The following is an 18,139-nucleotide window of genomic DNA, read 5'->3' as shown; positions in this document are numbered from 1 at the left end:
GGGTTCTGAGGGACTTACATGCCAGAGGCGCTTACCAGTTGCCGGCGCCCGGCACGTTGTGCTCGCGCGCGCGACGGCGCATCAGCAGGTTCAGCCATTCCACCAGCACCGAGAAGCCCATCGCGGCGTAGATGTAGGGCTTGGGCACGTGCACGTCCAGGCCGTCCAGGATCAGCACCGCACCGATCATCAGGATGAAGGCCAGCGCCAGCATCTTCACGGTCGGGTTGGCGTCGATGAAGCGGCCCAGCGGGTTGGCGGCCAGCAGCATCACCAACACCGACAGCAGGATGGCGGCGACCATGACCGGGATGTGGTCGGCGATGCCAACCGCGGTGATCACCGAGTCCAGCGAGAACACGATGTCAATCACCGCGATCTGCGCGATCACGTAGCCGAACACGGCCGAGGCCTTGGTGGTGCTCGGATCTTCATCCTCGCCGCCGCTGATCAGTTCCTTGATCTCCATGCAGCCCTTGATGATCAGGAACAGGCCACCGACGATCAGCACCAGGTCACGGATGGAGATGCCCATGCCGGCCACCGTGAACAGGTTGGCCACCATGTGCGCCAGATACGCCAGCGACACCAGCAGACCGATACGGGTGATGCAGGCCACGGCGATACCGAGCTTGCGTGCGAACGGGCGACGTTCTTCCGGCAGCTTGCTGACCGCGATGGAAATGAACACCAGGTTGTCAATGCCGAGCACGATTTCCAGCGCGCTGAGCGTGAACAGGGTTACCCAGGCATTGGGGTCGGCGAGGAACTCAAAGGACATGGAATCTCTTCAAGGCAGTGGGGGAATGGGGTTTCAGCCGTAGCTGCCGGCCAGCGCGTGTGGAACCACGACCAGGGCCCAGCACAACAGCACGTTCATCATCAGCACGAACACCGCCGCCGAGCCCATGTCCTTGGCGCGGCCAGCCAACTCGTGGATTTCGCTGCCGTAACGTTCGATCACCGCCTCGATCGCCGAGTTGGCCAGTTCCATCGCCAGCACCAGCAGCATCGAACCGATCATCAGCGCACGCTCGACCGGCGTCTGACCCAGCCAGACCGCGACCGGCGCCAGCAGGATAAGCAGGTAGACCTCCAGCCGGAACGACGATTCGTGCAGCCAGGCGGCGCGCAGGCCCTGCCAGGACCAGCGGGCGGCCTGGAAGATGCGGCGCGGGCCGCGGGGCAGATGGCCGAACTGATCAGCCACGGGTGGAACATCCAGCAACAGGGGCGCGGCGCAGCGACCGCTCAGACGCACGGCAGGGAATCATGGGTGCACAGGAATAGGCAGATGGCCGCCATTTTGCCACAAGGCCACCAGCCGCATCCCGGCTCCGGCCCGGTGAATGGACCGCCAGGGGCAAGCCCCGGCCCGCCCCAGCTTCTATGATGACGTTCCCTTCCCTGCTGGAGCGCCTGATGTCCCGTCGCCGTACCTGCCTGCTGATGCTGGGCCTGCTGACCGCCGCACCGCTGGCCCAGGCCCTGGGCCCGACCACGTCGCCCCGGGTACCCGAACAGGTCTCCAACGTGGCCTGGGCCGGCGACATGGCCCGGTTCGCCAGCGCCGACCAGGCCAACCCGCCGCCCCGCGGTGGCATCGAATTCATCGGCAGCTCCTCCATCCGCTTCTGGGAGAGCCTGGCCACCGACTTCCCCGGCCAGCCTGTATTCAACCGCGGTTTCGGCGGCTCGGAAGTGCGTGACAGCACTTGGTATGCCGGCCAGATCGTAGTGCCGTATGCGCCGTGCAAGGTGTTCTTCTACGCCGGTGACAACGACCTCAACAGCGGCCGCACCCCGACCCAGGTGCGCGACGACGTGGTCGCCTTCGTGCAGCGCGTGCATCGCGACCTGCCGAAGACCAAGGTCGAGTACCTGTCGATCAAGCCGAGCCCGTCGCGTGCGCACCTGCTGCCGGCGATCAACGAGGCCAACACGCTGATCAAGGCCGCGCTGGCCAAGCTGCCCAACACCGGCTTCACCGATATCTACACGCCGATGCTGGGCGCGGATGGCCAGCCGGATGCAACGCTGTTCCGCGAGGACATGCTGCACATGACCCCGGCCGGCTATGACATCTGGACCAAGGCGCTGGCGCCGAAGGTCAACTGCAACTGAGGCGGACGTGCGCCGGAGGGCGCCACGCACGCGCTCCGGTAGATGCCAACCTTGGTTGGCATGGGACACCGGCGTGAATCCTGCTGAAAGCGCCGACCAAGGTCGGCAACTACCAAGGCAGCAGGCGCCCGGTCAGCGGAACACCACCGTCGCTTCGGTGCCCTGACCTGGCTCGCTGGCCAGGCTGACCTTCCAGCCGAAGCGATCACACAGCCTGCGTACGATCGACAGGCCCAGGCCGGTACCCTGCGGCCGGCTGGGTTCGGCGCGATAGAACGGCTCGAACGCCCGGGACAGCGCTTCGGGGGACATGCCGATGCCGGTATCGTGCACCACCACCCGATCGTTGTGCACATGCACGTCGATGCGCCCCTCGTCGGTGTAGCTGCATGCATTGCGCACCAGGTTGCTGACCACCACCTGCAGCACCCGCGGCGGCGCATGCAGCTGCACCGGGCCATCGCTGTGCAGGTGCACCGACACCGGGCGAGCCCCCAGCAGTTCGTTGGCGTTGTCCACTTCATAGCGGACGATATCGTTGACGTCGAACAGCTCGATCTGCGGTTCGACGTCTGCCTCGCGGGCCAGGATCAGGAACGCATCGATCACTGCTTCCATGTCGCGGCCAGCCCGCTGGATGCGCTGCAGGCTGCGGCGCAGGCGCGGCTGCAGGCTTTCATCACCCAGTGCCATGTCGCTGGCAACGCGGATGACGGTCAGCGGCGTGCGCAGTTCATGGCTGGCATCGCGGGTGAAGTTGCGCTCGCGTGCCACGTGCGCGCTGACCCGGTTGGCCAGCGAGTGCAACGCGGCCGCCAGCTGCCGGGTCTCGCCCTGCATGTCCGCCGGCAGCTTGTTGGGCTCCAGGTCGGCCGCTTCCGGATGCCCCGGGTCCCAGCGCGAGACGCGTCGAGCCAGCCAGTTCACCGGCGACACCAGGCGCTTGGACGCGCGGTAGGTCACCCAGCTGGCGCCATACACCGCCAGCAGGGTCAGCAGCACCGGCACGATGCCGAACCAGAACGCCAGCATCTCTGCGCGCGAGCGCAGGAACACCAGGTACAGGCGGCCAGCCGGGCGCACATCAACCAGCACCAGCTGGTCTTCCTTGGGCAGTTCGTGGAAGCCGGGCTCCAGATTGCGCAGGTTGGCCGGCAACGACAGTGCCGACTGCCCGCTTTCCAGCAGGTAGCCGCGGATGTTCTGGGTATTGGGCGGTGGCTGCACCGGGGACGCTTCGTGCAGCGTCCAGTAGTACGCCGCCTCCTCGCGCAGGGCAGCGCCGACCAGGCTGTGCTTGATCACCAGCGAGACCAGCCACGCACCCAGCAGGATACCCAGGCTGGCCAGCACTGCCTGCAGGATGAAGGCGATACGGATCTTGCGCGGCAGGCCGTGCGGCATTGCGGAGTCCCGGTCAGAGCGCTGCGATTATAGGCAGCGCGCCACGCCGTGCGGGTGCATGGGCGATGACCGGCGGCAACGCCGGCCGGTCATGCCCTGCCCTCGTACGTGGCCACAACCCGGCCGGGCCTGCTGCTGCACCGGCGGGTATCCTGCTCAGGCCATCGGCTGGGCGATGTCGGCAATGCGGTAGCCGGCACTCTGCACGGTGTGCAGCAGCGGACGGTCGAACGGCTTGTCGATGATCTTGCGCAGGTTGTACAGGTGGCTGCGCAGGGTGTCCGAATCCGGCAGGCCATTGCCCCAGATCTCGCGCTCGATCTCCTGGCGGGTGACCACGCGCGGCGATTCGCGCATCAGGATGGTCAGCAGGCGCAGGCCGATCGGCGAAAGCTGCAGCTCGGTGCCGGCACGGGTCGCACGCATGCTGACCGGATCGAGCACCAAGTCGGCCACCTTCAGCACTTCCGAACCGACCTGGCGACGTTCGCGACGGATCAGCGCGCGCAGGCGGGCTTCCAGCTCCTGGATCGCGAACGGCTTGGTCAGGTAGTCATCGGCACCGAAACCCAGGCCGGTGAGCTTGTCGTCCAGCGTGTCGCGTGCCGTGAGCATCAGCACCGGGGTGGACTTGCGCGCATCGTTGCGCAGGCGACGGCACACTTCGATGCCATCCAGGCGCGGCAACATCAAGTCGAGCACCACGACGTCATAGCTGTTCTCCGCCGCAAGGCGGTAGCCATCCAGGCCGTCCTGTGCATAGTCGACTTCGAAGCCGCGACCTTCCAGGTATTCCCCGATCATCTCGGAGATGTTGCGGTTGTCTTCGACCACCAGCACCAAGCCGGAGGTCTCCTTCGTCTGACGCATGTGATTCCCTCTAACTTCAGCTTTGTGAAACATGCCGGATCGACGGTGGACGCGATGTGAAGTTCCGTCAAGAGGTACACAAACGGTTCAGAGCAGCGGCCTCAGCAGCGGCCAGACGTTGTCCAGCACCTTTGGCTGCGCCTGTGCGGTCGGGTGCAGGCCGTCGGCCTGCATCATGCCCGGCTGCAGGGCGACGCCCTCCAGCAGGAAGGGCAGCAGCGGCACCTTGTACTGCGTGGCCAGCGCCTTGTAGGCCGCCGCCAGGCGCTGGCGATAGGCCGGCCCGTAGTTGGGCGGCACGTCAATGCCCAGCAGCAGCACCTTCGCGCCCGCCTTCTGGCTGGCCTGCACCATCTTTCCCAGGTTGCCCTGCACCTGCGCCGGGGTCAGCCCGCGCAGTGCGTCATTGCCGCCAAGGGCGATCACTACCACGGTCGGCTTTTCCTTCGCCAGCAGGGCCGGCAGGCGGGTGAGTGCGCCGGCGGTGGTCTCGCCGCTCATGCTGGCGTTGACGATGCGCGCCGGGGTTTTCGACTGCTGCCTGACCCGCTGCTGCAGCAGGCTGACCCAGCCGGCGTCGGCAGGGATATTGTGGGCAGCACTGAGGCTGTCGCCGAGCACCAGCACGGTACCGGCCGGACCTTTGGCACAGGCCAGCCCCGGCAGCAGCAGGAACCCTAGCAGCAGCACCATCATCGCGCCGGCTCGCCGGCTCCATCCCGTCTTGCGCATTGGAGTCTCCTCATCGACAGCCTGTCCCCCCGCAGCGCGCCCGTCGCCATCGCCGTCGACCAGGTCGGCAAGTCCGTGCAGGGCCCGGAGGGTGAAGTCCACATACTGGACAACATCACCCTGAAGGTCCATGAAGGCACCAGCGTGGCCATCGTCGGCGCCTCCGGTTCCGGCAAGACCACCCTGCTTGGCCTGCTGGCCGGGCTGGACCTGCCCAGTCGCGGCCGCGTCGCGCTGGCTGGCCAGGACCTGTCGGCGCTGGACGAGGAGGCCCGCGCCCAGCTGCGCTCGCGTGAGGTCGGCTTCGTGTTCCAGAGTTTCCACCTGCTGCCGGCGCTGACCGCCGCCGAGAATGTCGCGCTGCCGCTGGAACTGGCCGGGCGCGAAGACCGGGCGCGGGTCGATGAAGTGCTGGCCCAGGTCGGGCTGGCCCATCGCGCCCGCCACTATCCGCGCCAGTTGTCGGGCGGCGAGCAGCAACGCGTGGCATTGGCACGTGCGTTCGTCACCCGCCCGCGCATCCTGTTCGCCGACGAACCGACCGGCTCGCTGGACCACGCCACCGGCCAGCACATCAGCGACCTGCTGTTCGAACTCAACGCCGGCAGCGGCACCACCCTGGTGCTGGTCACCCACGACCTGCGCCTGGCCCAGCGTTGCCAGTACATCCACCGCATCGACGACGGCCGCCTGCTGCCGGTCGAGCGTGGGGCGCAGGCATGAACCTGCTGCGGCATGCGTGGCGCGCGCTGCGCCGCGAGGCGCTGGCCGGTGACCTGCTGACCGTGTTCGCCGCACTGGTGCTGGGCGTGGCGGTGATGACCGCGGTCGGCACGCTGGTAAACCGGGTCAACCTGGCACTGACCGGCAGCGCAGCGGAAATGCTCGGTGGCGACCTCGGCATCGCCGGGCGCGATGACCCGCCGCAGGCGTTCGCCGACGAGGCGCAGCGGCGCGGACTGGCCTACACCCGCATCGCCAGCTTCGGCAGCGTGCTGTTCAACGGTGATGCCAGCCAGATGGCCGGCATCAAGGCGGTGCAGGCGGGCTATCCGCTGCGTGGCACGCTGCGGGTGCGCAGCACGCCCGGTGGCGCGCTGATCGCCAACGCCGGCACGCCGCCCAAGGGCCAGGCCTATGCCGACCCGCGCCTGTTGCAGGGACTGGGACTGAAGGCCGGCGACGATCTCGAGTTCGGCGCTGGCACGCTGCGCATCGCCGGCATCATCGAGGCCGAACCGGATACCGGTGGCGACCTGCTGACGCTCTCCCCCACCCTGCTGGTCAACCGCGCCGATGTGGAAGGCACGGGCCTGCTCGGTCCGGGCAGCCGCATCAACTACCGGCTGATGTTTGCAGGACCGGCAGGACAGGTCGCGTCCCTGCGCGAGTTGCTGCTGCCACAGGTGAAAGGCCTTCGCCTGCTTAGCGTGGACGACACCCAGCGCGGCGTGCGCCAGGCCTTTGATCTGGCCGGGCGCTTCCTCGGCCTGAGCGCGCTGCTGGCGGTATTGCTGGCCGGCGTGGCGGCCGCGCTGGCGGCCAACCGTTTTGCCCTGCGCCGCATCGACCAGGTGGCGATCCTGCGCTGCCTGGGCGCGCGCCAGCGCGACATCCTGCTTGGCCTGGCGCTGCAGCTGCTGATGCTGGCGGTGCCGGCCTGTGCGCTCGGCATCGGCCTGGGCATGGCCGCGCAGGAAGGCCTGGTGCAGGTGCTGGGCAGCCTGGTGCCGCAGCGCTTGCCGCTGCCCGAGGCAATGCCGGCGCTGACCGGCGCCGGCATCGGCCTGTTGCTGCTGTTCGGCTTCGGCCTGCCGCCGCTGCTGCGCCTACGCGGGGTGCCGCCGATGCGCGTGCTCAACCGCTCCTTCGCCGCCCTGCCCCCGGCCTCGCTGCTGGCCTACGTAGCAGCGCTGGCGGCGAGCCTGCTGCTGGCGGTGCAGGTGACCGGTGATCTCAAGCTGGCGCTATGGGTGCTGGGCGGCCTGGCCGCGTTGGCGGTGGCGGCCGGCGTGGTCGGCTTCGTGCTGCTGCAGCTGCTGCGCGGCCTGCAGCACCGCCTGCACGGCCACTGGCGGCTGGGCCTGGCGGCGCTGACCCGGCGCCGGATGCTGGCGGTGATGCAGCTGGTCGGGCTGTCGCTGTCGCTGTGCGCGCTGTTGCTGCTGGCGGTGACCGGCCCCGGCCTGCTGCAGCAATGGCGCGAACGCCTGCCCGCGGATACGCCGAACTACTTCCTGATCAACATCCAGCCCGAACAGCGCGACAGCGTGCTGGCCGCGCTGCGTGGACTGGGCGCCAACGACGCCAGCATCGAACCGATGGCCACCGGCCGCCTGATCGCGATCAACGGCAAGCCGCCGTTGCGCGTGGATCGCGAGCCCGGTCAGGACGGACAAGCGGCACAGGGCGAAGGTCAGCGCGATGATGACGACGAGAACCGGCCGTTGAACTTCAGCTGGCGCAGCAGCTTCCCGCCGGCCAATACGCTGATGAACGGCACCTTCTGGACGCCCGACAGCACGGCGCTGGAGGCGTCGGTTGAAATCGGCTGGGCCAAGCGCTACGGCGTGTATCCGGGCGACCGCATCACCATTGCAGTAGGCGAGCAGGAGCGCGAGTTCACCGTGACCAGTGTGCGCAAGGCCGACTGGAACACCTTCCGGCCGAACTTCTTCGTGCTGCTGAACCCGAACGCGGTGGGCGATACACCGCACAACCTGCTGTCGGCATTCCACCTGCCGGCCGGCAAGGCAGCCGGACTGGGCGAGCTGGTGCGCGCGCAGCCCAACCTGTCGCTGCTGGACGTGGACGCGGTGATCTCGCAGGTGCGCGATGTGATGGAACGGGTGGCACAGGCGGTGCAGCTGGTGATGGTGTTCAGCCTGCTGGCCGGCGTGCTGGTGCTGCTGGCCGCGCTGCAGGCCACGGCGGGCGAGCGTCGCTACGACAGCGCTGTGCTGCGCACGCTGGGCGCGACCCGGCGCCAGCTGCGCGGTGCGGTGCTGGTGGAGTTCGGCGCACTGGGCACGCTGGCCGCGTTGCTCGCGGTGGGCGCGGCAGCCGCCATCGGCGTGGCAGTCTCGCAGAAGGTGTTCGAGCTGCCATTGCTGCCGCCGTGGCCGGGCCTGCTGATCGGCGGCGTGGTCGGCATCGGGCTGAGCCTGCTGGCAGGCTGGTGGGGTACGCGGGCGATCCTGCATACGCCACCGGCATTGGCGCTGCGCGAGGCCTGAGGCGGCGCCGGACCGGGGCGCGTGCCGAGCAAGCTCGGCACCTACCAAGAGCACATGACGGCGTTGCCAGTGTTCAAGGAACAAGCACATCCACGCATGGCGTGGATCTACTGGGCCTTTTCCACGTACTTGGCGAACACGTCGTCGATCTGCGTGTCCTTCACCTTCTTGCCGGCCTGGATCGCTTCGGCCTGGGTGAACAGCGGAATGATCATCGCCATGCCGTCGATCCTGGTCTTCAGGTGCACGCCCGGGGCCTGGGTCAGGAAACCGTCCCAGCGCTGGCGCACCTTGGCCCAGTAACCGGCGGTGGCCTTCCAGTAGTTGCGCGCCGGGGTGAAGTCGACCTCGGTGGTCTTCACGTAGTCGTTGAAGCCGAACTCGCGTGCGATCTCCACCTGGCTGCCATCGGCGTTGCGCTGCACCTTGGTGTTGAACTGTTCGTGGGTCCAGCCATTGGGCGTGAGCGTGTGGCGGTTGACCACGGCCAGCGCGTTGTAGTCGCTGCGCTTGGTGTACTCACGGCGCGGCAGCGGGCGCCAGCTCAGATCGCTGGTCCAGCTCGGCACGTTGTTGGTGTAGGTCCAGGTGCCGGTGCCGCAGTAGCGCGGTGCGTCGCTCACTTCGTACACGCACTGGGTCCAGGCGCCCTGGTTCACCGCCGACGGAATACTGCGCACCTTCCAGGTCTGGTCGGCGCTGAACTCGAAACGGTTCGGTGCTTCGTACACCCAGTCCTGGCGCCAGTGCTTGGTGATGTGGCCGCTCTTTTCATCCAGCAGCAGGTGCTGCAGCACGATGCGCTTCGGCGTGTCCTCGACCACGATGACCACTTCACTGCCGCCGCTGCGCATCGCCGGTGCACGCTCGTAGCCCGGCTTCAGCAGCACGGTCTCGTCGAAGGCGAAGTCCACGGTGTACTCACCCTGCATGGCGAGGATGCTGTCGTGGTCGCGGGCGATATCGGAGGGCTGCGCGCTGGCCACGCCGCTGGCGGCGAGCAGCAGCATGGCGCTGGCTGTCTGGAGCTTCATCGGGGTCTTCCTTCGGGGTTGCAGATTCATTGAGGGGCCATCCGTGGCCAACGGGCGTTCCATCAGGAGAGGGTCACAGGCGGATCAGCGGCAGGTCGCCGGGAATCTGGGGCGCCGGACGCCGGGCGGCGTCGGCACAGCAGCAGTCGTCGATCGCCAGCTCGCCTTCAGCACCTTCCAGGCGTGCGATGCGGCGCGCGGTGGCCGCGCCCAGCGAGGACAGGGTCGACAGACTGGCGGCCAGCGTGCGTCCGTCGTCGGCGGCATGCAGGCGCAGCGCGCACAGGCGCCAGCGCTGGCCGCCGAGATGGCCGGCCAGACGCCGCCACAAGCGTTCGCCAACGCTCGCCTCGACGTCGTGTTCCGGTCCCGGCGGCAGCGGCGCGACCAGACGGTCCCAGGCCAGGAAATCGCTGTCGGGCAGCAGGTACAGGCGCCACACGCAGCGGCCGCGGCCATCAAGGAAGCACAGGCTCTCGCGCAGGCCCTCGCTGTCCACGCCCTGGCAGGCGTGTACGCGTACGGCCTGGCGCCAGCCGCCCAGCTCGTTGCCGTCGGCGTGGTACAGGCACAACACGGTGCCGAGCGTGGCCAGCTGTGCCGGGGTCGGCCAGGCCGCGCTGTTCGGCGCGGCGATGGAGTCATTCCTGCGTGCGGACAAGGCTCGGCTCATGAGATCACCAGGAAACGGCAAGGCTGGCGGAGAAGGTGCGGCCCGGGCTGCTGAAACGATCGCTCAGTGCGCGATCGGTGATCAGGCTCGGGGTGATCGACGACCATTCGATGTAGCGCTTGTCGGCCAGGTTGAACACGCCGACATTGAAGGTGGCACCCGGCGCGAAGTTCCAGTGCGCCATCAGGTCCAGCACGCCGTAGCCGGCCGGCTGGTAGACGAACGGCGCCGGTGCGTTCGGATTGGTCTGCGCCGCAGGCGGCGGCAGGCGCTTCTTGCGCTGCACGAAGGTACCGGCCAGTTCGACGCCCCAGGTATCGGTGTCGTACATCAGGCCCAGCGTGCCACGCAGCGGATCGACCGAGGCCAGCGGTTCGTCATCGGTCCGGTTGTCACCACGCGACCATGCCAACGCACTGCGCAGCGCCCAGCCCTTCAGTGCCGGGCTGAGTTCGCCGAACTCGATGCCGGCCTTCATTTCCGCGCCATAGATGCGCGCGTCGGCGATGTTCTGCGACTGGAACACGGTCAAACCCTGTGCGTTGCGACCGGTATCGACGTTGGACTGGATGAAATCCTTGTAGTCGTTGTAGTAGCCGCTGACGCTGACGTACGCCGCCGGCGCGATGAAGCGCAGGCCCAGTTCGTAACCGTCGCTGGTTTCCGGCTTCAGATCCGGGTTGGCGATGGCGGTATAGCGGAAGGCGACGTTGGTCAGGCCGATGTTGACGTCGTTGTACGGCGGCGAACGGAAGCCACGCGCATAACCGGCGAACAGCGACCATTCGTCGGTGAAGCGCCAGACCATGCCCAGCTTCGGCGACACGCTGGTCTTCTTCAGCTGCGCCACGGCCGTGGTCGGGTTGTCTTCGGCGAAGATGCTGTCCACTTCCGGCTTCAGCTCGTAGCGGTCCACGCGCACGCCCGGCACCAGCGACAGCCGGCCATCGGCAAAGCGCATCTCATCCTGTGCATACAGGCCCAGCTCGGTGGTCTTGCTGATCGGGAAGTCACGCACCGGGAAGGTGTCCGGCAGCACCGTGTTGCTGACCACGCCAGCCTTGCTGACCTGATAGCCGTCGCGCTTCTGGCGGATCTCGGTACGGGTGCCTTCGAAACCGTAGGTCAATGCGTGCTCGACGCTGCCGGTGGTGAACGCCTTGTTGAACTGCGCCTGCAGGCCATAGGCATGCTGGTCGAAGGAGAACACGCGGTGGCGGCGGGTGCCGTCGGTGCGGGTCTCGTCGGTCTGCTGCCGGGTTTCGCTGTTCTGCGCGTACACCTGCCAATGCAGGCTGTCGGCGAACGGCTGGTCCAGCGCATCCATCTCGTGGGCGAAGGACACGCGGTTGCGCTTCTGGGTGTCGTGGGACTTCATGCCAGTGGCCGCAGCCATCGCGCCGGGGCGCGGTGCAACGCTGGCGATCGCCGACAGCACATTGGTATCGGTGGTGTCTTCGTTGCCTTCCACGGTCAAGCGGAAGCGCTGGTCCTCGCCGGGTGCATAGACCAGTTTGCTGAGCAGGCTGCGGCCGTCGCGATCCTGCGGATTGGACGCGGTGCGGGTGTCGTTGTCGCTGCGCACCGTGCCCTTGTTGTCCGTTTCCTGGCCCTGGTGATGGTTGACGTTGACCAGGCCGCTCCAGTGGTCGCCACCGAAGGCGGCGGTGGTAGCGCCGAGCAGGCCCTTCCACTCACCGTCGTAGCCGAACTTCAGGCCGAAGTAGCTGTTCTTGCCGTCCTTGAGAAAGTCGGCCGGGTCTTTGGTCACGAACGCGACCACGCCACCGAGTGCGTCGGAGCCGTACAGCGAGCTGGCCGGTCCACGCACGATCTCGACGCGCTTGAGCGTATCGAGGTCGGTGAAGTTGCGGTTGGAACTGGCGAACGAACCAATGTCGAACCGGGTCGGCATGACGATGCCGTCGGTCTGGATGCGCACGCGGTTGCCGTCCAGGCCACGGATGCGGAAACCATCCAGGCCGAAGCGGGTCGCGCTGCGGGTGACCGACAGGCCCGGCTCGTAGCGCACCAGATCCTTGATGTCCTGCACCAGGTGCCGGTCCATCTGCTCACGGTCGATGACATCCACGGTGGCCGCCACGTCGCTCACCGCCCGCTCGGTGCGGGTGGCGGTGACCTGCACCCGATCGAATTCGCGCGCATCGGGGGCAGCAGTGGCAGCAGCGTGGGCGGACAGCGGCAGCGCCATCCAGACAGCAAGGCAAAGGGCGGTATGGCGGGTCATCGGGTTCGTTCGGTCAGGCAGGGGAACCCCCGGTTACCGGCACACCCGGAAGGTGCACGCGGTAGACCGAGGGGGAGAGAGCGGGAGCGGACGGGTCGCCCACCCTGTCGGCGCTGCCGGCAGGAGGGAGGGAGGCGGGCGACCAGAACGCGATTACTTGGTCAGGATCAGCTTGTCGTTGCTGGTGTGCCGCAGGCGATAGAAGCGGTCGCCGTGCTGGATCAGGATTTCACGACGGCCCTTGAGCAGGGCTTCGCTGTCGATGACCTCTTCCGGCGGAACGACGCGGACCGGTCGATCGCGGAGGGTCAGTGTTTCGGGGCGCAGCAGTACAGGTTGAGCATTCATGAGCATCTGGACTCGTGCGAGGGACGAGTTAAATGATAATGATTCTCAGTTGACAATCAACAACCATTCTCAATTTCATTGATGAGATTAATGATCGAATTCGGAAATTCGATAAACACCATCAATCAAAAGATTGAGTGCGACCCCTTTGTAGAGTCGAGCCACGCTCGACTGCTCTTGGCGCCGTCGCCAGGAAACGCCCGCGCTGCGCGCGGAGTCGAGCATGGCTCGACTCCGCAAAGGGCTGTCAGGCGAAGACGGCTTCGACCTGGGCCCAGCCGGCGGCGTCGACCTGCTCCAGCACGTCCAGTGCCTGCAGGTTCTGCAGCAGCTGGCTGACCCGGCTGGCGCCGAGGATCACGCTGGAGACATTCGGGTTGCGCAGGCACCAGGCAATCGCCAGCGTGGCCGGGGCCTGGCCCAGCGCGCGCGCGACTTCGCTGAAACGGCGCACCTGACCCAGGCGGGCCCCGGCGTCGGCCCCCAGCACCAGGTCCTGCAACCACTCCATGCCTTCGCGCCCCAGCCGTGCATCGGCCGGGATGCCCTGGTCGTACTTGCCGGTGAGCAGGCCCGAGGCCAGCGGCGAGAAGATGGTGGTGCCCAGTCCGGCGCCGGCATACAGCGGCGCGTACTCGACCTCGACCCGCTCGCGGTGCAGCAGGTTGTACTGCGGCTGCTCCATCGACGGGCCCTGCAGGTTGCGCGCCTGCGCGATGTCCAGCGCCTGCTGGATCTGCTCGGCCGACCACTCCGAGGTCCCCCAGTAGAGGATCTTGCCCTGCCGCACCAGGGTGTCCATGGCATGCACGGTCTCGGCGACCGGTGCGTCCGGATCCGGGCGGTGGCAGTAATAGAGGTCCAGGTAATCCACCCGCAGGCGCTTGAGCGCGGCATGGCAGGCATCGGTCACATGCTTGCGCGACAGGCCGCGCTGGGTCGGCCGTGGGTCCTTGGCGCTGCCGAAGAACACCTTGCTGGAGACGCAGAAACCGTCGCGCGGCAGGCGCAGGTCGGCGATCACATCGCCCATCACCTGTTCGGCGCGGCCGTTGGCATAGCCCTCGGCATTGTCGAAGAAGTTGACGCCATGATCCCAGGCGGCCGCCACCAGGTTGCGGGCCTCGTCGCGCGGGATCTGGTCACCGAAGGTCACCCAGGCGCCGAAGGACAGGGCGGAAATCGGCAGGCCGGTGGAGCCCAAGCGACGGTATTGCATGCAAATCTCCTGCTGCGGGCCCGCATCCGGGCCGGGATCGAACTACATTCTACCTGCCGCCACCGGCCGCAAGCCCTTGCCGTTGCTGGCCCGATCGGTACCGTTAGGTGCGCGCACGCTGCTTTTTCTTGCCCCGGCCCCTGCCCTGCACTAGGCTTCCCGTTTTTCGCGACGCCCCAGGGGAGTCACTCACATGGTCGAAGGTTTGGGCAGGATCGGCTTCGGCCTGTTCGGGTTGGCGGTGCTGATCGGCATCACCTGGTTGTTTTCCAACAACAAGCGTGCAGTTGACTGGAAGCTGGTTGCCACCGGTATCACCCTGCAGATCGCCTTTGCGGCGCTGGTGATCCTGGTGCCGGGCGGGCGCGACGTGTTCGATGCCCTGGGCAAGGGCTTCGTCAAGATCCTCAGCTTCGTCAACGAGGGCTCGGGCTTCATCTTCGGCTCGTTGATGGACACCAAGAACTACGGCTTCATCTTCGCCTTCCAGGTGCTGCCGACCATCATCTTCTTCTCGGCGCTGATGGGGGTGATGTACCACCTCAACGTCATGCAGGCGATCGTGCGCGTGATGGCCTGGTCGATCACCAAGGTGATGCGCGTGTCCGGCGCGGAAACCACCAGCGTCTGCGCCAGCGTCTTCATCGGCCAGACCGAGGCGCCGCTGACCGTTCGCCCGTACATCGCCAGGATGACCCAGTCCGAACTGCTGACCATGATGATCGGCGGCATGGCGCATATCGCCGGCGGCGTGCTGGCGGCCTACGTGGGCATGCTGGGCGGCGGCGATCCGGCGCAGCAGGCTTTCTACGCCAAGCACCTGCTGGCGGCCAGCATCATGGCGGCCCCGGCCACCCTGGTCGTGGCCAAGCTGCTGATTCCGGAAACCGGCACCCCGCTGACCCGCGGCACGGTGAAGATGGAAGTCGAAAAGACCTCCAGCAACATCATCGATGCCGCCGCTGCCGGCGCCGGTGACGGCCTGAAGCTGGCACTGAACATCGGCGCGATGCTGCTGGCCTTCATCGCCCTTATCGCGCTGCTGAACGCGCCGCTGACCTGGGTGGGCGAAGTGACCGGCCTGGCCGCTGCCATCGGCAAGCCGACCAACCTGTCGACCATCTTCGGCTATCTGCTGGCCCCGATCGCCTGGGTGATCGGCACGCCGTGGGCCGACGCCACCACCGTCGGCTCGCTGATCGGCCAGAAGGTCGTGATCAACGAGTTCGTCGCCTACACCGAACTGTCGCAGATCGTGAACGGCCAGATCCCGGGCGTGAGCCTGTCCGCCGAAGGCCGCCTGATTGCCACTTACGCGCTGTGCGGCTTCGCCAACTTCAGCTCGATCGCGATCCAGATCGGCGGTATCGGTGGCCTGGCGCCGGAGCGCCGCCACGACCTGGCCAAGTTCGGCCTGCGCGCGGTGCTGGGCGGTACCATTGCCACCTTCATGACGGCGACCATCGCCGGCGTGCTGACGCACTTCAGTTGAACCCCTGGTTGAGAAAAGATTTCCTATGAGCAGCAGTGTCGTTGTCGTCGGTTCCTTCAATGTCGATCACGTGTGGCGGTGCGAAACGCTGCCGGCACCGGGTGCGACCATTGCCGGCCGCTACAGCACCGGCCCCGGTGGCAAGGGCTTCAACCAGGCCGTGGCGGCCTGCCGCGCTGGTGCGGACACCCACTTCGTGTGTGCGTTGGGCGATGACGCCGGTGGCGCCACTGCGCGCGAACTGGCTGCGCATGATGGCTTCGCGCTGATCGCCGAGGCCAGCAGCGAGCCGACCGGCACCGCCGGCATCTACGTCGATGCCCGTGGCCGCAACACGATCGTGATCGGCCCCGGCGCCAATGCCGCGCTGGGCACCGATTTCCTGCAACAGCAGCAGGCCCTGCTGGCCGGTGCCAAGGTGGTGCTGGTGCAGCTGGAATCGCCGGTGCAGACCATCGAAGCGGCGCTGGCCACGGCCCGCGAGGCCGGTGTCACCACCGTGCTCAACACCGCGCCGGCCGATGCGCCCTCGACCATCGGCCTGCTCAAGCTGGCCGATGTGATCACCCCGAACGAGACCGAGTTCGCCGCCCTGCTCGGCCGCCATGTCGGCGAGCGCGTGGATGCCAACGACGTCGCGGCGCTGGATGGCGCCAGCCTGCATGCGCTGTGCCGCAAGCTGGTCGGCAACGGCACGGTGGTGGTGACCCTGGGTTCGGTGGGCGTGTTCGTCTCTCACGCCGACGAGAACCTGCGCGGCGATACCCAGCCGTACTACCGCGTCGGTGCCGAACAGGTGCAGGCCATCGACACCACCGGTGCCGGTGATGCCTTCAACGGTGCGCTGGCTGCGTCGCTGGCACAGGTGGCCGATGCACCGTTCGCCCGCCACGTGCGCTTTGCCAACCAGTTCGCCGGTCGCTCGACCGAGAAGGAAGGCGCTGCAGCGGCGATGCCGCGCTTCACCCCGGCCGACGCCGAAGCCAAGTAATTCCACGCCACGCGTGGATGACAAGGCCCGGGTGCACAGGCACCTGGGCCTTTATTTCGCCCATTGCCCAGCCCCTGCGACCGCCTGTCGCATTGCCCACATCCTGCCCCTCGCTCACGATCCGCGCAGCTTCCTTGCACGGGCAGGACATGGACGGATTCCCCTGGTTGCTGGTCGCGGCCGCAGGCAGTGCCGCTGCGGCGCTGCTGCATATCGGCTGCATTGCCTTCGGCGCCGCGTGGTACAGGTACTTCGGTGCTGGCCAGCGCATGGTCCGGCTGGCACAGGCCGGGCATTGGTGGCCGCCGCTGATGACCGCCGGCATCACTGCCGTGCTGGTGGCCTGGACGCTGTACGCACTGGCAGCCGCGGGCTGGCATTCGCCGCTGCCGGCCAGCCGTCTGGTCCTGTCGGGCATCGCCCTGCTGTTGCTGCTGCGCGCGGCGATGGGCTTCGGGCTGGCCCTGCTCCGGCCCGGCTACAACGGCCGGCGCTTCTGGGTGGTCAGTTCAGTGGTCTGCCTCAGCCTGGGGCTGGCCTTCGCGCTGGGTACCGGCCAGGCCTGGCAGAGCCTGGGGTAGCCGCCCACCATCGCCCGCCCGTGGGGGCGGCGGAAGCAACCGTCAAGCATCTGCTGATGCCGGTACGGCATGAGGTCGGTGCCGATCGGCCTGAACCGGACCGCGCCCGACGCGGCCGTACCGCCGCGCGCGCCCTACAATGAGCGCATGCAGATCGGCCCGTACACCATTGCCCCCAACGTCGTGCTGGCGCCCATGGCCGGCGTCACCGACAAGCCCTTCCGCCTGCTGTGCAAACGGCTGGGCGCGGGTCTGGCCGCCTCGGAAATGACCATCAGTGATCCGCGCTTCTGGAACACGCGCAAGTCGATCCACCGCATGGACCATGACGGCGAACCGGCCCCGATCAGCGTGCAGATCGCCGGCACCGAGCCGCAGCAGCTGGCCGAGGCCGCGCGCTACAACGTCGACCACGGCGCGCAGATCATCGACATCAACATGGGCTGCCCGGCCAAGAAGGTGTGCAACGCCTGGGCCGGCTCGGCGCTGATGCGCGACGAGCAGTTGGTGGCGCGCATCCTCGAAGCCGTGGTCAACGCGGTGGACGTGCCGGTCACGCTGAAGATCCGCACCGGTTGGGACTGTGACCACCGCAATGGCCCGCTGATCGCGCGCATCGCCGAGGACAGCGGTATCGCTGCACTGGCCGTGCACGGCCGCACCCGCGACCAGCACTACACCGGCCAGGCCGAGTACGCCACCATCGGCGAGATCAAGGCCGCACTGCGCATTCCGGTGATCGCCAACGGCGATATCGATTCGCCGCAGAAGGCGGCCTACGTGCTGAAGGAAACCGGCGTGGACGCGGTGATGATCGGCCGCTCCGCACAGGGCCGGCCGTGGATCTTCCGCGAGGTGGCGCACTACCTGGCCACCGGCGACGAACTGCCACCGCCGTCGTTGGCGGAAGTGCGCGACATCCTGCTTGGCCACCTGCACGCGCTGCATGCGTTCTATGGCGAGCCGCAGGGCGTGCGCATCGCGCGCAAGCACCTGGGCTGGTATGCCAAGGACCGGCCGGAGAATGCCGCTTTCCGCGCGGTGGTCAACCGTGCCGAGGATCCGGCCAGCCAGATCGCATTGACCACCGAATACTTCGACCGCCTGATCGCCGGGGAACCGGCGCTGCCTTCGGCGGCCTGAGCCGCCAGCCCCGCGTTTGCGAACAGTCGAGCCAGCTCGACGCT

General features: G+C 67.4%; 17 protein-coding genes. 7 read left to right on the top strand and 10 right to left on the bottom strand.

Annotated features, from left to right (window positions below; genetic code table 11):
• Positions 1–31 precede the first annotated feature (31 nt).
• Both AC5P9P_RS11235 and AC5P9P_RS11230 read right to left on the bottom strand, forming a co-directional pair.
• A complete protein-coding gene (locus AC5P9P_RS11235; protein WP_495232781.1) occupies positions 32–781 on the bottom strand; it encodes a TerC family protein in 750 nt (249 codons plus the stop codon).
• A gap of 33 nt (positions 782–814) precedes the next feature.
• Positions 815–1,210 (bottom strand): diacylglycerol kinase, encoded by a 396-nt coding sequence (locus AC5P9P_RS11230; RefSeq protein ID WP_005408126.1) that lies wholly within the window; start codon positions 1,208–1,210, stop codon positions 815–817.
• Positions 1,211–1,422: 212 nt separating this feature from the next.
• Here AC5P9P_RS11230 and AC5P9P_RS11225 point away from each other — a divergent pair, with 212 nt between their 5' ends.
• The gene (locus AC5P9P_RS11225) at positions 1,423–2,124 is read left to right on the top strand and encodes an SGNH/GDSL hydrolase family protein (RefSeq protein WP_111173366.1); all 702 of its coding nucleotides are present in this window, start codon (positions 1,423–1,425) and stop codon (positions 2,122–2,124) included.
• A gap of 132 nt (positions 2,125–2,256) precedes the next feature.
• On the opposite strand, the gene AC5P9P_RS11220 is transcribed toward AC5P9P_RS11225, so the two are convergent.
• From AC5P9P_RS11220 to AC5P9P_RS11210, 3 genes are all read right to left on the bottom strand, one after another.
• Positions 2,257–3,528: a sensor histidine kinase gene (locus AC5P9P_RS11220; RefSeq protein WP_495232780.1), complete on the bottom strand. Its 1,272-nt coding sequence runs from the start codon at positions 3,526–3,528 to the stop codon at positions 2,257–2,259.
• A gap of 156 nt (positions 3,529–3,684) precedes the next feature.
• The gene (locus AC5P9P_RS11215; protein ID WP_002811889.1) at positions 3,685–4,398 is read right to left on the bottom strand and encodes a response regulator transcription factor; all 714 of its coding nucleotides are present in this window, start codon (positions 4,396–4,398) and stop codon (positions 3,685–3,687) included.
• Between the two features lie 87 nt (positions 4,399–4,485).
• Complete coding sequence (locus AC5P9P_RS11210; RefSeq protein WP_033834742.1) at positions 4,486–5,130, bottom strand: arylesterase; 645 nt, start codon at positions 5,128–5,130, stop codon at positions 4,486–4,488.
• A gap of 75 nt (positions 5,131–5,205) precedes the next feature.
• On the opposite strand from AC5P9P_RS11210, the gene AC5P9P_RS11205 reads away from it, so the two are divergent.
• The gene (locus AC5P9P_RS11205; RefSeq protein ID WP_049454848.1) at positions 5,206–5,853 is read left to right on the top strand and encodes an ABC transporter ATP-binding protein; all 648 of its coding nucleotides are present in this window, start codon (positions 5,206–5,208) and stop codon (positions 5,851–5,853) included.
• Positions 5,850–8,366, top strand: a complete 2,517-nt coding sequence (locus AC5P9P_RS11200) for an ABC transporter permease (protein ID WP_495232779.1) — start codon at positions 5,850–5,852, stop codon at positions 8,364–8,366. Before AC5P9P_RS11205 ends, AC5P9P_RS11200 begins: the two co-directional genes overlap by 4 nt.
• 107 nt (positions 8,367–8,473) lie before the next feature.
• On the opposite strand, the gene AC5P9P_RS11195 is transcribed toward AC5P9P_RS11200, so the two are convergent.
• The 5 genes from AC5P9P_RS11195 to AC5P9P_RS11175 all read right to left on the bottom strand — a co-directional run bounded on the left by AC5P9P_RS11195 (position 8,474) and on the right by AC5P9P_RS11175 (position 13,888).
• Positions 8,474–9,400 (bottom strand): DUF6607 family protein, encoded by a 927-nt coding sequence (locus AC5P9P_RS11195; protein ID WP_049402348.1) that lies wholly within the window; start codon positions 9,398–9,400, stop codon positions 8,474–8,476.
• A gap of 73 nt (positions 9,401–9,473) precedes the next feature.
• Positions 9,474–10,073: a ChuX/HutX family heme-like substrate-binding protein gene (locus tag AC5P9P_RS11190; RefSeq protein WP_049397450.1), complete on the bottom strand. Its 600-nt coding sequence runs from the start codon at positions 10,071–10,073 to the stop codon at positions 9,474–9,476.
• 4 nt (positions 10,074–10,077) lie between these two features.
• Positions 10,078–12,321, bottom strand: a complete 2,244-nt coding sequence (locus AC5P9P_RS11185) for a TonB-dependent hemoglobin/transferrin/lactoferrin family receptor (protein ID WP_425529102.1) — start codon at positions 12,319–12,321, stop codon at positions 10,078–10,080.
• Positions 12,322–12,474: 153 nt separating this feature from the next.
• Positions 12,475–12,669, bottom strand: a complete 195-nt coding sequence (gene hemP, locus AC5P9P_RS11180) for a hemin uptake protein HemP (protein WP_005412278.1) — start codon at positions 12,667–12,669, stop codon at positions 12,475–12,477.
• Positions 12,670–12,916: 247 nt separating this feature from the next.
• Positions 12,917–13,888 (bottom strand): aldo/keto reductase, encoded by a 972-nt coding sequence (locus AC5P9P_RS11175; protein ID WP_495232778.1) that lies wholly within the window; start codon positions 13,886–13,888, stop codon positions 12,917–12,919.
• Positions 13,889–14,081: 193 nt separating this feature from the next.
• On the opposite strand from AC5P9P_RS11175, the gene AC5P9P_RS11170 reads away from it, so the two are divergent.
• The 4 genes from AC5P9P_RS11170 to dusB all read left to right on the top strand — a co-directional run bounded on the left by AC5P9P_RS11170 (position 14,082) and on the right by dusB (position 18,095).
• On the top strand, positions 14,082–15,380 hold the full coding sequence (locus tag AC5P9P_RS11170; RefSeq protein WP_019661098.1) for a NupC/NupG family nucleoside CNT transporter: 1,299 nt from the start codon (positions 14,082–14,084) through the stop codon (positions 15,378–15,380).
• A gap of 25 nt (positions 15,381–15,405) precedes the next feature.
• A complete protein-coding gene (locus AC5P9P_RS11165; RefSeq protein WP_019661097.1) occupies positions 15,406–16,371 on the top strand; it encodes a ribokinase in 966 nt (321 codons plus the stop codon).
• Between the two features lie 149 nt (positions 16,372–16,520).
• A complete protein-coding gene (locus AC5P9P_RS11160; protein WP_049402351.1) occupies positions 16,521–16,952 on the top strand; it encodes a hypothetical protein in 432 nt (143 codons plus the stop codon).
• Positions 16,953–17,099: 147 nt separating this feature from the next.
• A complete protein-coding gene (gene dusB / locus AC5P9P_RS11155; RefSeq protein ID WP_049402413.1) occupies positions 17,100–18,095 on the top strand; it encodes a tRNA dihydrouridine synthase DusB in 996 nt (331 codons plus the stop codon).
• Positions 18,096–18,139: the final 44 nt, after the last annotated feature.

Source organism: Stenotrophomonas sp. YJH_SMC_14-1, assembly GCF_059372275.1.
Note: the sequence above shows the minus strand (reverse complement) of the source record. Positions and strands in the feature narration are given on the sequence as shown.